Source organism: Halalkalibacter akibai JCM 9157 (genome assembly GCF_000513135.1).
Lineage (GTDB): Bacteria > Bacillota > Bacilli > Bacillales > Bacillaceae_D > Halalkalibacter > Halalkalibacter akibai.
Genome location: NZ_BAUV01000049.1, coordinates 14,918 through 29,308, shown reverse-complemented (window position 1 = coordinate 29,308; position 14,391 = coordinate 14,918). Strand labels below are relative to the sequence as shown.

11 protein-coding genes, 1 pseudogene and 1 riboswitch are annotated in these 14,391 nt (G+C 37.5%); of the genes and pseudogenes, 3 read left to right on the top strand and 9 right to left on the bottom strand.

The window, feature by feature from the left end; all coding sequences use genetic code 11:
* Nucleotides 1–390 precede the first annotated feature (390 nt).
* The 3 genes and pseudogenes from JCM9157_RS23625 to dacB all read right to left on the bottom strand — a co-directional run bounded on the left by JCM9157_RS23625 (nt 391) and on the right by dacB (nt 3,128).
* Entirely contained in the window at nt 391–1,497 is a 1,107-nt protein-coding gene (locus JCM9157_RS23625; RefSeq protein ID WP_148296917.1) for a hypothetical protein, read from the bottom strand.
* 8 nt (nt 1,498–1,505) lie between these two features.
* Nucleotides 1,506–1,751, bottom strand: a complete 246-nt coding sequence (locus JCM9157_RS19250; RefSeq protein WP_035667332.1) for a hypothetical protein — start codon at nt 1,749–1,751, stop codon at nt 1,506–1,508.
* A gap of 64 nt (nt 1,752–1,815) precedes the next feature.
* Nucleotides 1,816–3,128 (bottom strand): annotated as a pseudogene (gene dacB, locus JCM9157_RS19245) (D-alanyl-D-alanine carboxypeptidase/D-alanyl-D-alanine endopeptidase).
* A 222-nt stretch (nt 3,129–3,350) separates the two neighbouring features.
* Between dacB and JCM9157_RS19240 the strand changes: the two are divergent.
* Nucleotides 3,351–3,605 (top strand): DUF1292 domain-containing protein, encoded by a 255-nt coding sequence (locus tag JCM9157_RS19240; RefSeq protein ID WP_035667331.1) that lies wholly within the window; start codon nt 3,351–3,353, stop codon nt 3,603–3,605.
* 256 nt (nt 3,606–3,861) lie between these two features.
* Here JCM9157_RS19240 and JCM9157_RS19235 read toward each other — a convergent pair whose 3' ends face one another.
* Complete coding sequence (locus JCM9157_RS19235; protein ID WP_035667329.1) at nt 3,862–4,413, bottom strand: hypothetical protein; 552 nt, start codon at nt 4,411–4,413, stop codon at nt 3,862–3,864.
* Between the two features lie 169 nt (nt 4,414–4,582).
* Nucleotides 4,583–6,403: a GGDEF domain-containing protein gene (locus JCM9157_RS19230; RefSeq protein ID WP_081734256.1), complete on the bottom strand. Its 1,821-nt coding sequence runs from the start codon at nt 6,401–6,403 to the stop codon at nt 4,583–4,585.
* A 57-nt stretch (nt 6,404–6,460) separates the two neighbouring features.
* A riboswitch (cyclic di-GMP riboswitch) is annotated at nt 6,461–6,544 on the bottom strand.
* A gap of 251 nt (nt 6,545–6,795) precedes the next feature.
* Between JCM9157_RS19230 and JCM9157_RS19225 the strand changes: the two genes are divergently transcribed.
* Nucleotides 6,796–7,890, top strand: coding sequence for a YkvI family membrane protein (locus JCM9157_RS19225; RefSeq protein ID WP_201768906.1), 1,095 nt, complete (start codon nt 6,796–6,798; stop codon nt 7,888–7,890).
* Nucleotides 7,891–7,975: 85 nt separating this feature from the next.
* On the opposite strand, the gene JCM9157_RS19220 is transcribed toward JCM9157_RS19225, so the two are convergent.
* Both JCM9157_RS19220 and pfkA read right to left on the bottom strand, forming a co-directional pair.
* Nucleotides 7,976–8,836, bottom strand: coding sequence for a hypothetical protein (locus JCM9157_RS19220; protein ID WP_035667327.1), 861 nt, complete (start codon nt 8,834–8,836; stop codon nt 7,976–7,978).
* 69 nt (nt 8,837–8,905) lie between these two features.
* Nucleotides 8,906–9,865 carry a 6-phosphofructokinase gene (gene pfkA / locus JCM9157_RS19215; protein WP_035667325.1) on the bottom strand — a complete coding sequence of 320 codons (960 nt, stop codon included), beginning with the start codon at nt 9,863–9,865 and terminating at the stop codon, nt 8,906–8,908.
* Nucleotides 9,866–10,045: 180 nt separating this feature from the next.
* On the opposite strand from pfkA, the gene JCM9157_RS19210 reads away from it, so the two are divergent.
* Entirely contained in the window at nt 10,046–11,254 is a 1,209-nt protein-coding gene (locus JCM9157_RS19210; RefSeq protein WP_035667323.1) for an MFS transporter, read from the top strand.
* 12 nt (nt 11,255–11,266) lie between these two features.
* On the opposite strand, the gene JCM9157_RS19205 is transcribed toward JCM9157_RS19210, so the two are convergent.
* Nucleotides 11,267–11,737, bottom strand: coding sequence for a metal-dependent hydrolase (locus tag JCM9157_RS19205; RefSeq protein WP_035667320.1), 471 nt, complete (start codon nt 11,735–11,737; stop codon nt 11,267–11,269).
* 199 nt (nt 11,738–11,936) lie between these two features.
* Nucleotides 11,937–14,390 (bottom strand): DNA topoisomerase IV subunit A, encoded by a 2,454-nt coding sequence (gene parC, locus JCM9157_RS19200; RefSeq protein WP_035667317.1) that lies wholly within the window; start codon nt 14,388–14,390, stop codon nt 11,937–11,939.
* Nucleotide 14,391 lies beyond the last annotated feature (1 nt).

Sequence of the window (14,391 nt, the reverse complement as noted above, 5' to 3'; positions counted from 1 at the left end):
AACTATTTACGTCACTTCATTAGCGACATTTACTATCATAACACGAATTTTAATTCTGCGCAACTTTTTTTTAAAAAAGTTATTGCGCGTCGCTATTTAATAATAAGTTGTTTACAGCGACAAGTAATAATATATCACACTTTATAATTCTGCGCAATGGTTAATTTGGAATTAATTTTTGCGGCTAGATTTAATAATCTATCATAAGTTTAATCTTTAATCAACAACCACATTATATTAAATCGTTCATTTTGTTTTCTTCCTCAGCTCGGAGGTTTGCAAGTTTGCTCCTGATATTCTAATCACCTATCTTAAGTTAACCATTCATGATTTCTTCCACATAGGCGCGCTAAAAAACGCACAGTTCACTCACAACTGTGCGCCTCTTCCTTAGTTAAGAAGCTGTTCAACCAAAACAGGCTCAATCTTCCAAGGATCGGTTGGTGATGTTCGCTTAAGACGAAATACGAATGATGAATCTCTTTCTTTATGGCCTTTTTCCTGTATTTTAAAATTTAATGGAAGCTCGTATACTAGATCTCCATCGAGGGAAGCCGGATTGTTTTTCTTTACCAAACGAATCGACTCCACGTTTTCAATCAAAACTTTAGATTGTTCAGGGTTTTCATTGTGAACTAATTGAAGTAAGTCTAAGTCTTGTTGATTTAAGGCAATCATAAACGTTTCTACCACTTGCGGTGCTGATAGCTGCTGAACAAATGGTGCGAGCTTGCCTCCTGCTTTGTTGACCATGATTTGATGTGATAGATCCAAGTTTCTTGTTGAGTGTGTGAGACTATCTTTGTAATGGATACAGAAATGTCCTGGGAAGTTGTTAGCTAAGGCTCCTCCTCCATGTGGCATTCCGTGCATGGAAGCTGCGATTGCCGTATCTTCATGGAAAACAAGTACCGCTCTCCTTTTCCAACTCCATTTGCCATCATATATTTTCTTCATGATAGCTGTGTCGGCTCTTGTCAACGGTTGGACGTCGGCGTGGTTTTTGCCGGCTCTTCTTTGCGCTTGAAATCGTAATCCTGTTTCTAAGTCAAGAATCGTAAAGCTTGCATAGCGTGGAAGAAGCTCATTTACTTCTTTCCATGGTTTTAAGGTTCCGAAATGGTGTTGGTGTAAGCCTTTAAAGTAACTCATCACTTTTTTCTTTGTTTTCACTGGGACTTCTAGCTTGTGTTTTGTTTCAACATCGTAAAACGTACCATGTTCGTCCACTGAATAAAAATGAATTTCTCCTAAATCTTCAAGTAAAATATATTGGTTACTAAACGGTACTTCCTTGACTTGGTCTACGGGTTTAGCTTCAAATAATGTTCGAACCAGCTTATCTGATTTGATTTTAAGTACTGTTTGATGAAATGATTCACTTGATGATTTTACAATTAAAGAGGCTTGTCCTTCTTCTCCGTGAGCATGTACATTAACAGCTGAAAGTTGAAGGACGAAAAGGAGCAAAACGAAGCTCATTAATCTTTTCATCATGCTCATTTCTACTCCTCATCAAAAACGGCTGGATTGAATAAAGAAGTAACTGTAAATTGACCAGGTGTTACTATTTGACCATCCGTATACTCTTCTATTTCTTCATTAATTTTACGCAAATCGTCCTCAAGCAAAGCACGTTCCTCAACAGGTGTGGTTTGCTCATTTAATTTTGCTTGAAGCATGTTTTTTGTTTCTGTTAACACATAGACATTTTCTAATTTTTCAAAGTACGTTAATGGTTCGTGTTCCATGGTTCTCCCCCTCCGTTTATACTGTATATCATTCCTCATCTGAAAAAATCATATGCGATAAAGCTTAAGTGTCATAAAGCGCTTGAACGATGCGATCCTCGATCTCTTTAGCCTGCTTAGAATCTAAGACTTGATTTAACAAAATGCTAAAAATAAGCGACTCACATTCCGCATTTTTCATATAACCCGCGAGTGAACTTACCGATGTAAGGGTGCCCGTTTTGGCTCTGATGTTCTCCGCTGTTACATCTTGCATACGAGAGTAAAGTGTTCCACGTTCTAAGCGTGAGGATCCACCACTAAAGGGAGAGATTGTTCAAATGAGGCAAACCACGGTTCCGATTGGATGCTGTACAACAGCTGCGTTATTTGACTGGCGGGAATACTGGTGATATGGGAGATACCTGATCCATCACGAATCATCATCTTGTCAGTATCAACATTCCATTGTTTGATCTCAGTTGTTAAAGCTTCTAATCCCTTGTCCCAACTTCCTTCATCACTTTCTACAAAGCCCAATTGTTTAACAAGTGTTTCAGCATGAGCATTGTTACTGTATTTCATAAATGGAATGATTAATTCTGAAAGTGGCATGGAATGGTGATAAAGAAGTTCCGTTGCCTCATCTGGCACTTTTCCTAGTCTTAAATCACCAAGCACGGTAATCCCTTGTTCTTTTAAAGCATGGTTCAATACATCTAAAACATAACCAGTAGGTTCCCATACGCCAATCAATTGCTGGTATGGTTGACTCTCTTGTGGAATCAAGCCATTTACTTCAATGATATTAGTGCCGTGATGCCTCGTAATAAACAGGTCTTCGGAATCTCCCTCCTTAACAGTAGTTGCTTTGTTCAAAATCGTAACATAATCACTAACAGGATTTGTTTTAATAACAGCCGGTTGACCTATTTTATTCGATGGTGCAATCTCTATTTCAATTGTCCCTGTGTCGAAATTTTGATTGGGCGCCATTGTTAACGCTGATATTTGCGCTCCGTATCCAGCTTCTTCATCGGACCATGGGATATCAACCGGATATCTTACTTGATCGAAATGCGAATCGTCAGCTATGAGATCTCCGCTGATTAAACTGATCCCCTTTTCTTTTAATTGAACAGCGAATTGGTCTAGGTCTGCTTTTGTTAATGTAGGGTCACCATTTCCTTTTATGTAGACATTTCCATGAAGTACTTTCCAACGTTTTTTCCCGTTTGTGTAGAGTTTCGTTGTAAACGTGTGCTCTTCACCTAAAATGGACAAAGCAGCAGCTGCTGTGAAGAGTTTCATATTTGACGCTGGTCGCAATCGTTTAGAAGATGCATGTTCGTATAACACCTCTCCCGTAGTTCCTGATCTAACACTTATTCCAACCATCGCTCCATCAAGAATCGGATCCGTTTGTATAATCTCTTCTATTTTTTGAAAGTTTTGGGCCTGAACAATCAGAGACATTTGAATAACTATAAAAAAAGTAATAAGTGCTGGAATGCTTTTCATAAAAACCTCCTTATGCTATGTAGTATGGGAAGTTCTTGTAAAAATAATTACGTCTGATCAGGGCAAAGTAAGGGTAGATCCTTTGAAGGAGTGATTGACATGGAATCAAACGAAATTCGAGATCAAATTACGATTGAAGACGAAAATGGACAAACAAAGGATTATTCAGTTGAAGCATTATTTGATATGGAAGATCACTCTTATGCGCTATTGTCTTCTAATGAGGATACGATTTTAATGCGGGTTGAAGAAGAGGAAGACGGACAGAATCTTATTGGAATAACAGATGAAAACGAGCGTGATGCCATTTTACACGCGTATGAGATTGCAGTAGATGCCAATCCAGCTGATTAATTTAAGATGAGGTGAGACAGTTGGCTAATCATAAAAAAAGCGATGTATATGAACATGTTCGAATGGGTCAAGGACAAATGGCTTATTCGGTTTAACAGGTCCTGACGAAATTGCCGATTATAAGCTTTCTGCTAAACCTAAAACAACTGGACAAATTGATCGTGAATATGACGGTGCGACAGCGACGTCAAAAGAAAAAGATCAAGATTAGTAAAAAGGCACTGCTCAATTTATTGGTTGAGCGTGCCTCTTTTGATTATTTGCTTTTGAAATATTCGATCTGTTCGTACACCATTAATTTCCATAATTCATCTTCTTTGATTAGTTCATACAAAACTGTAGTTGTGTTCGCTCCTAAATGAACTGTCAATTCCACTAGAACGCGATCAGCATTTTCTGTTTCCTTAACAGTTATGGAATCAAAAAAGCGATACGTAAATACCGTGTCTATATTTGATTCGTGTAAATATTCATCGTACTCTTTTTGAAACACATCCAACTCTGGTAGGATATCAGTTTTAGCTGTAATCGCATAGATTCCTTCTGTATCGCTTTTTACAATTAAATCCATGTAAACTAAAAGCATTTCATCGGCTTGAAATTCTCTTAAGTGTTGGACATCTTTATCTTGATTGAATCGTTCATACGATGCCAGGTGCTCTTCTGAGAATCCACTTACGTAAGAAAACTCCGATACTTCTACAGACTCAAGGTATTGTTCATCTTCTTGAACAGTCGATTGTTGTGAGCAAGCAGTCACCATAATCATAAAGATAAGAGCCGAAAGCAGAAATTTAATAATTTTCATTGTAATCAATCTCCTTCGCAACATCATCCCTCATTGAACGTGACTAGGTGTTAAAAGGTTTCAATCTAAACAAATATATGAACCACTAGAGGCAGTTGTGATCTCTATAATATTAACTATTAACAAAAGGAAGAAGCTCGGCTTTAACCGAGCTTCTTCGTGTACTATTTTAAGGTTCTAGTAATTCTCTTATCCACTTCAGTTCTAATGGCTTGTTAAACAGATATCCCTGGCCTTCATCACATTGTTGTTCGAGAAGCTTTTCTGCTTGCTCTTTTGTTTCAATCCCTTCAGCCAATACCTTCAAGTCTAATGTTTTCCCTAGACGTATAATAGTATTTACAATTTCTGTATCTTTCGTATCGGTTGCGACGCTGTGTACAAAGGAACGATCTATTTTTAAAATATTTAATGGAAAACTTTTTAAATAGTTAAGGGATGAATACAACGTACCAAAATCATCTAATGCAATTTGAATACCGAGTGATTGTAGTTCGCTTAGTTGACTAATTGTTAACTGAAGTTGATTTACTAACGTACTTTCAGTGATTTCTAGTACCAGATTTTCTGGATTGAATTGAGTGTCTTCCAATATCTTTTTAACTTTGTCTACTAAATCACTTTGCCTTAATTGAATGCTCGAAAGATTTACTGAGAGTCGTAAAGGGGCACAGCCCTCTATTTCAAGTTGTTTAAGTTGCTCACATGCTTTTCGTAGTACCCACTCACCTATCGGAATAATTAAACCTGTTTCTTCAGCAATCGGTATGAAATTGGAAGGTGGAATATTCCCCATTGTAGGATGATTCCAGCGAATTAACGCTTCCACTCCTACGATCTTTTTTGTTTTAAGGTTCACTTGTGGTTGGTAGTGTAACATGAATTGATCAGATTGAAGAGCTAATCTTAATTCTGTTTCCATCACTACTCTGTTTGTCAAAGCCCCATCAATTTCAGTTGTATAGTAGTAAGACTCATTCATCCCCTGGCGCTTTGCTTGATTCATAGCAGCTTCTGAATTTTTAATTAATTGATGAACTTCATTTCCATCCTCAGGGTAAAAACAAATTCCCATACTTGTCGTGAGAATAAATTCATGGTGATCAGATTTAAATGGACGAGAGAGTTCCTCCGTGATTTTATTGGTAACAATCTCTGTTTTTTCTTTTGTTGTGTGAGGGATTAAACAAATAAACTTATCACTGTTCCAGCGCGAAAGGATGGCTTGTTCATCGATACAATTTAAAATTCTACTTGTTACATCTTTTAGAACATAATCTCCAACCTCATAGCCACCTAAATTATTGATAACGTTAAAACGGTTCATATCAATAAACATAACCGCAAATGAAGATTTGCTTTCTTCTGCTTCTTTAATCGCTTGCTCGACATCATTTCGAAACAAGTTGGAGTTAGCAAGCCCAGTTAACGGATCAAAATATCTAATTTTATTAATCTCTGCTTCAGAACGTTTATAATCTATCGCTATTCCGGATAATTGAACGTAGCTTGAAAGTTCATTTACTTCTTCTGCTGTTGGTTGGCGTTTTTCAGTGTAATAAATCGCAAAGGTACCGACCACATCTTGATTAGGTGAGAAAATGGGTACAGACCAGCAAGAGCGTAATCCATGCTTAAGAGCTAATGGTGCGTAACTAGTCCAAAGTGGATCGTTTTCTATGTCCGTTACAATAACCGTTTGCTTTCTGAAAACAGCTGTTCCACAGCAACCTTGATCAGGCCCTGGTTTAATGCCGTCTATTGCTAGTAAGTACTCTTTTGGAAGATTAAGTGCTGTAGCTCTTTCAAGTTTGTTTTCAAGTTTATTATAAAGTAAAATCGAACAAATTGTATCAGGCATATATGTTTCTACGATGACAACAATTTCTTCTAGTATATCGGAGAGTGGTTTATTTGCAGCAATTAATCCTACAATTTTGTCTTGCCATCGTTTTATCTCATCATTTTGCTTCGCTATTACGGACATCATTCACACCTCTATCGTTCTAAAAAAATACACATCCGTCGAATAGGATGTGTGTCCTAAAACGGCAACTGGCTGGCATAGCAAAATGCTGTAGCCCCTTTAGTTTTGCGTCACCACGTTTCCGTAGCTTTGCCCAGATCGTACCATAAGGTCGATCTTCAATTAGACAAATCATACTCTATTTCAATCAGGATAATAAGACTAATCCTTGAGACCCTTTAACAAGTAACACCCATCCGTTTTCAGATAACAAAGAATAATCACAACTTAAGTATCAGTCCTTAGGTAATGATAAAGCAGATATGAGTTAAAATCAATAGGAAATCGTCAATTGTATAGTTCTTAGAAAGTTATCAAATAATAAAGATTCAATCCATAATTTGGTGGTGATGAAGGTGTCAGAGAAGACGGGTGAGAATCTAAGTTCATTTAAGATTGCTGCAACTTATATCGGTACTATTGTTGGTGCTGGTTTCGCCTCAGGACAAGAAGTTCTCCAGTTCTTCAGCGCATTCGGTTTAAATGGCATTTTGGGCATTTCTTTGTCTACCTTATTGTTTTTTGTATTTGGTTATATGATTTTAAGAATTGGTTATGCCCTACAAGCATCTGCCTATGTCGAGGTTGTACGCTTTTCAAATGGTAAGGTGATTGGAACTATTATTGACCTTATTATTACGATTTTTCTATTTGGAGCGTTAGCTGCAATGATTGCTGGGGCAGGAGCTATATTTGATGAACAATTTCATTTGTCACCTTGGTGGGGTACAACATTAATGGCTGTAATCACTTTAATCACAGTCATTCGAGGGATAGATGGAGTTATTAATGCAATTAGTATAGTAGTTCCTGTCTTGTTAATAGCTGTATTGTTTATCGCAATATACGGATTTTATCGAAGCCCTATTACGGCAGAAGACATTCAGATTACGCATTCATTAGTGGGAGCTGCCCCAAACTGGGTTGTTGCAGCGTTGAATTACGCGTCCTTTAACTTAGTCATTGCCGTTGCGATTTTAGCACCAATGGGAGCCAATGTAGAAAAAACAAAAACGTTATTTTGGGGTTCTTTAATGGGAGCGCTCGGTTTAGGGATAGGTGTTGTAGCGATTTATTTTAGTATTCTATCTAACATTACAGAAGTAGGTGCTGTAGAAGTTCCAATGATCTATATCGCTTCATTGCTCTCTCCTTTCATTCAATTATTATTCGCTGTCGTTCTGTTTGCAGCAGTGTTTTCTACGGCTGTCAGTAATTTATATGGATTTGTCTCGAGAATGCATTTTGTTGCAGATCAACATCAAATATGGGTCATTATCGGAACGACTGCGGCGGCCTTTCTTGTAAGCCAAGTTGGATTTTCCACTTTAGTGAAATACTTATACCCCGCTGTTGGGTATGGTGGCTTTCTATTTTTTGCAGGTTTGCTATATGCTTGGTTCACTAAAAAAGATCAATTACAGAATAAAACAGAAGCAAATAAAGGATAGAACTGAACTGCCATATAGGCGGTTCTTTTTTGTCGTGCACAGCAAAAATAAAAACTACGCCCAATGTTTGAAGTGGTACGTAGTTTTATAAGTTATTATTCTTATCTTTCCGTTTAACTTCCCGAATTAATGTTTCGTAAATCTTTTGTCCAATTAAAACAGTAATGTATTTAATAACAAATGAACCGATGTAGTACGTTCTTGTAATTTCCAAACGGTTAATTCTAACTAAATATAAATCGACTCCCATCATAAGAAAAATTGAACATAATTTAGCATAGGATCTCTTAACCATTATAGCTAATGTGAATAAGAGTGAGCATAACGCTGTATAAATAGTTGATATAGCAATGGAACTTCGAATCGGATTATGAAACCAATGACCTTTAAATAAAAAGGCTCTGCACACAGTTCCATAATAAAAGTTCAGTGTTGATAAAGGGACAAGAAATGAAAAATACACAGTAAGAATCGTAAAAATTTGATTTTTCTTATCAACTAATTGATGTTTCCAGACCTTTGATATAAAAAAGAAGGCCTGCAGACCAATTAACGTATAATAAGGGGACCACCAAAAATGTTTGAAGAAGTTTTTTTTAACGAACGTTTTCTCAACACCAAATAAGACAGAGGAAAACAAAAGAAACCATTTATATTTTAATTGAAATAATGACACAATCAGTCCTGCTGTTGGTACCACTATTAATTGTGAAGTAATTGCACCAAAGAGATTATCTTGATAGTTATTCTTAAAGATATTAGGTTTATATTGATAGGCTTTATTAAGGATAAGTACAATATATTCAAACAAATAATTCAACCCTGAAAAAGCAAAGAATAATGGCAAAACATAAGGGTGTTCTTTCTTTTTGGCTTTTTTCCATGTAAACAGAAGCATTAGTATGGATATAAAACTTAAGCTAAAATAACTCAATCTATTCTTCAACGTAACTAACCACCTAAACTGCTTTATTCAACGCCCGGGACTTAGTCCCGAGCGTTCTTATACATTTAATTAGATTGATAACTGACCAGATAACTCATAAATTTGCTTATCAATTTGGTGAGGTTTCGAGAATATTTCTTCAAAAGGATAATGAACCAATTGGTGTTTTTCAAGACCAACAGCCACACCCGATTTACCTTCTAGTAACAAGTCGACTGCATATGCGCCTAATCGACTAGCTAATACACGATCGAAACCAGTTGGCGAACCTCCACGTTGTATATGGCCAAGAACGGTTACACGTGTTTCAAGATTTGTTCTCTTCTCAATGTCTTTCGCAACATCAACGCCACTGCCAATTCCCTCAGCGACGACGATGATACTATGTTTCTTGCCACGTTTAGCACCTCGGTCCAAACGATCAATAATATCACCCATGTTATTTTCAATTTCAGGAAGTAAGATCGTTTCAGCTCCACCTGCAAGTCCGCTTAATAAAGCTAAGTCCCCTGCATGACGTCCCATAACTTCAATTATGTATGTACGTTCATGAGAACTAGCTGTATCCCGAATTTTATCAATGGACTGAATGATTGTATTTAAAGCCGTATCAAAGCCAATCGTAAAATCGGTACCAGGAATATCATTGTCAATCGTTCCTGGCGCACCCACTGTTGCTATCCCATGTTCAGAAAGTTTCTGCGCTCCGCGATAAGAGCCGTCACCTCCGACAACAATTACTCCTTCGATCCCGTGCTTTTTAAGTTGCTCCACGGCTTTTAGTTGTCCTTCTGCTGTTTTAAATTCTTCACTTCTTGAACTATGTAACATCGTCCCACCACGGTGAATAATATCGCCCACCGAACCAAGATGAAGTTCTTTAATATCTCCTTCAATCATACCTGCATACCCTCTGTAAACTCCAAACACCTTACAATCGTGATAAATCGCTTTTCTAACAACAGCTCGAACGGCTGCGTTCATACCAGGTGAATCTCCTCCACTTGTTAAAACAGCAATACGTCTCAAGATATCAACCTCCTTGGAAAGAATTTCACTCTGTTAAAAGTATTGCTTTTTTTAAACGTAGATATACTCATCATCTATTGCGTTGTAGCCATCTCCATTATTTCATTTGCAACTTTGTGATATTTGTTTTACATTTAAGTGTAACCGCTTTTACACCTTATATTTAAAGGAGGTTTTTAATTGCAACAAGCTCTTTGCACTGTACAAGAAGAACCGACTGCTACTAAAAAAGATCATATCCTTTTTTTATCGACTGTCTTTTGTTTTTGGTTTGCTACTTATATTTACATACCCGTATTTGGGTTGTACTTAGAAGACATTGGATTTACGTATGCGCTAATAGGCATTATTCTAGGAAGCTATGGTGTAACACAGATTATACTTCGCTTTCCACTCGGTGTCCTTTCAGACCGATTAGTGGGCATACGTAAGCAACTTTTAATAATCGGGTTTTACGCAGCTTTGCTAAGCGGTCTTCTGCTCATTTTTTCGGAAGCCTTTTGGGCTGTTTTTGCAGCTAGAATGTTAGCTGGCATTACAGCTGCAATGTGGGTTATGGCTACCGTTTTGTATTCACAGTATTTCCAAGCAGAACATGTAGCTAAAGCAATGGGTCGAGTTCAGTTTATAACTGTATTTGCCCAATTTTTTAGTATGATGATTAGTGGCTATTTGGTTTTATCATTTGGATGGAAATTTCCTTTTTGGCTTGCTGTTATCACTTCTATTATAGGAATTATTTTAGCTTATCAAATTAAGGACATTTCAAGTCCTGTTACTACTTCTAAAACGATTAAATTGACTTCTCACATGAAAAGAACCGTTAAATTAAAAGGATTAAAAAAGATTACGTTCCTTTCGTTATGTGGACACGCAATTCTATTTATTACAATTTTTGGCTTTTCACCTATGTATGCCAGTCAACTATCTTCTTCTAATCATGCGATTACTTTTTTAGTTTGTGCTTTTTTTGTTCCACATGCACTTGCGACTTTTCTACTTATGTTTTATAAAATTCATGTGAACAACCAAAAGACAATCTTATTATGGAGTTTTATTGTCACCACTTTGTTACTCGTTTTAGTTCCTTTTTCACAATCATTAACTGCACTATCGTTCATTCATGCAGGCTTCGGGTTAACACTTGGAATCATATTCCCGCTTTTATTAAGTATGGTTATACAGGTGAGTACTACTGAGTTGAAAAACAGTGCGATGGGCTTCTATCAATCTTTCTATGCCATAGGAATTTTACTAGGTCCATTAGTAGCAGGTGAAATTGCGGAGGTTGTTCATATTTCCTTTATCTTTTATTTATGTGCTTTTGTTGCATTCATAGCTGTTTTGATAGTGTTGGTTATGAACAAACAAAAAAGTTCCTCTTCATAAGGAGGAACTTTTTTATGTATGAAATAAACTCATGGTGATAATAAGAATTAATCCTATGTTGACCAATCCTTCTCCTAATAAAGAACCCGTCTTCACGTAAAGTGGAGTTCGAACCTTTAGTTTTAATGGGTATAATAACTTGATTCCTTGTGCTGTCATCATATCAAGTAGTAGATGACTACCTACTCCAATTAATAAACCTGTTTGAAATGAAAAAGAAGTTTGGGCCGTTAGTAGGTATAGAGCGACCATAAAAAGCAGACTATGACTGAGAGAGCGGTGACCAAAAATTTTACTAAAAGCGGTAGAGAGAATCGGTAGTCTCCTCCCTATCATTGATTTCGGATGACAAATATCAGGTAGTATCGCTCCTGCTATAGCGGCTGAATAATAAATGATTGGCTCTGACACTGGTTGTTGAAAGTGGGAATGCAGAACAATTGCTGCTGCGACTCCTCCAATGATGTGAGTAGTTCCTTGCATGGTTTCAGTCCTTTGCTAGTTGGTTGGTTTACATAACATAATTATAGTTGCTTAGTAGATAAAATCAGAAAAATAGTAGATATATTCTAAAATTAGTAGATAATATCGAACTAATAGTAGATATCTGCAGAACAAGCAAGATACCACCCCACTCCCTTCAACTATGCAAAACCTACATCAAAGGAAAAACCGATGAGAGTTACTCCTCATCGGCCTTTAAAGTGGTATCTATGTTCTCTCTTACTTCTACTACATCTCCGGTTGTACTGACATCTACGATAAACGATCCGTTGCTGTAGCGATCACTGTTTCGATACGATTTAGCATCAAAGGTTTCGAGACTATCGTTTTTAGTCCGTACTGTAAAGGTATGAACTTGCTTTGTCACTAATTTTGCTGCGATAACACGGTGTGGGTTTGATTTGAGTTCTCTCAACATAACAAGACCACGTTTGGCTCGAGTTGATTTATCAAATTCTGTAACAAGCATTTTCTTCACTGCCCCACGTTGAGTGACAATGACAAATTCAACTTTTTTGTTGTCAGGTGAGAATGTGTCAGCACCAACGACGAAGTCTCCCTCTTTCAGGTTAATCGCCTTGACTCCTGCTGCTCTTTGACCAACTAGATTGACTTCTTCTTCATTAAACCATAAACCGTACCCTTGATTCGTTGCGATGAACAAGTCTTCGTTCCCATTTGTATGCATCATGTTGATGACTTCATCATCGTCTTTCAGTTTAATCGCAACAAGCGGTTTCGAAAAGCGCTGTGCTTGGTATAAAGTAAGTTGAGATCGTTTCGCCATGCCGTTTTTCGTAATAAACAATAGTGATTCATCTTCTTTAAATTCTTTAACCGGTAAAGCTTTTATAATTTCATCGTCACGGTCTAAGCCACTAACGAGATTCGCCACATGTTGACCATTGTCTTTCCACCGAATATCTGGTAGTTGGTGAACAGGTAAATACAAATAGTTACCTAGCTTCGTAAACAGCAAGATGTTTTCGGTCGTATTTAGCTCATAATAGCCAAGAAGGTAATCGCCTTCTTTCATGCCTGGGTTCTCGCCATTAGAAGCTCCGTACGAACGGATACTTGTGCGTTTGACGTATCCTTCTTTCGTAACTGTTACCATGACATCTTCTGACGCTATAAGAACATCCATGTTAATTTTGATTTCTTCGATTTCTTCCTTGATGATCGTTCGTCTTGGTTCAGCAAAATCTTTTTTTATCGTTTGAAGACTTTTCTTGATAACAGAAATCAGTTTTTTCTCACTACCTAGAATTGCTTCAAGCTCATGGATTCGACGTTCAAGCTCTGCTGCTTCTTCTTCTAGAGTTGTAATGTCTGTATTAGTTAAACGGTAAAGCTGTAACGTAACAATTGCTTCAGCTTGTGCTTCTGTGAAAGCATATTTTGTTATTAAATTATCTTTTGCATCCTTTTTGTCTTTTGAAGCACGAATGGTCGTGATCACTTCATCTAAGATAGAAATGGCTTTAATCAAACCTTGAACGATGTGTTGACGATCAAGGGCTTTTTTTAGATCAAATTTGGCTCTTCTAGTGAATACGAGTTTTTGATGATCAATGTATGCTTGAATTAAAGGCTGAAGTCCCATTAACTTCGGTGCTTTGTTAGCAATTGCAACCATATTGAAGTTATATGTAACTTGCAAATCTGTATTTTTCAAAAGATAGTTTAAGATAGCTCCGGCGTCTGCTTCTTTCTTAAGCTCGACGACAATACGCAATCCCGTCCGGTCCGTATCATCTCGTACTTCAGCGATTCCGTCGACTTTCTTATCAAAACGAAGCTCATCCATTTTCTTTACTAAGTTTGACTTAACCACTTCGTAAGGAATTTCAGTAATCACGATTTGCTCGCGACCACCACGGATTTCTTCGACCTCTGTTTTCGAACGAACAACTACTTTCCCTTTTCCTGTTCGATATGCCTGACGAATCCCGTCAAGTCCCTGAACAGTCCCACCTGTAGGAAAATCTGGGCCTTTAATGACCGTTAATAAATCATCTAATGTTGTAGAAGGATTCTCCATCTGCATAATAACACCATCAATAACTTCCCCTAAATGATGTGGAGGAATGTCGGTTGCATAACCAGCTGAAATCCCTGTTGAGCCGTTTACTAAAAGATTCGGGTACATCGCTGGCAAAACAACTGGTTCTTCTTCTGAATCATCAAAGTTAGGAATGAAATCGACCGTATCTCGGTCAATATCGCGTAAAAGTTGAGCGGCGATTTTAGACAATCTAGCTTCTGTGTAACGCATTGCAGCTGGGGGATCCCCATCAATTGATCCGTTGTTTCCGTGCATATCTACTAATAGATTTCGAAGCTTCCATTCCTGACTCATTCGAACCATGGCTTCATATACGGATGAATCTCCGTGCGGATGATAGTTACCAATTACGTTACCAACTGTTTTAGCCGATTTACGGAAAGGCTTCTCAGCCGTGTTGCCTTCACGATACATGGCATAAAGAATGCGTCGTTGAACGGGTTTTAACCCGTCCCTCGCATCTGGCAACGCTCGTTCTTGAATAATATATTTACTATAGCGACCAAAACGGTCACCAATGACTTCTTCTAACGGAAGGTCTAAGTAACGCTCTGTTTGTGCCAAG

Bases quoted from the DNA above. Each gene is read 5' to 3' on its own strand.
- JCM9157_RS23625 (WP_148296917.1), bottom strand. From the start codon at position 1,497: ATGATGAAAAGATTAATGAGCTTCGTTTTGCTCCTTTTCGTCCTTCAA.
- JCM9157_RS19250 (WP_035667332.1), bottom strand. From the start codon at position 1,751: ATGGAACACGAACCATTAACGTACTTTGAAAAATTAGAAAATGTCTAT.
- JCM9157_RS19240 (WP_035667331.1), top strand. From the start codon at position 3,351: ATGGAATCAAACGAAATTCGAGATCAAATTACGATTGAAGACGAAAAT.
- JCM9157_RS19235 (WP_035667329.1), bottom strand. From the start codon at position 4,413: ATGAAAATTATTAAATTTCTGCTTTCGGCTCTTATCTTTATGATTATG.
- JCM9157_RS19230 (WP_081734256.1), bottom strand. From the start codon at position 6,403: ATGATGTCCGTAATAGCGAAGCAAAATGATGAGATAAAACGATGGCAA.
- JCM9157_RS19205 (WP_035667320.1), bottom strand. From the start codon at position 11,737: ATGCAAGGAACTACTCACATCATTGGAGGAGTCGCAGCAGCAATTGTT.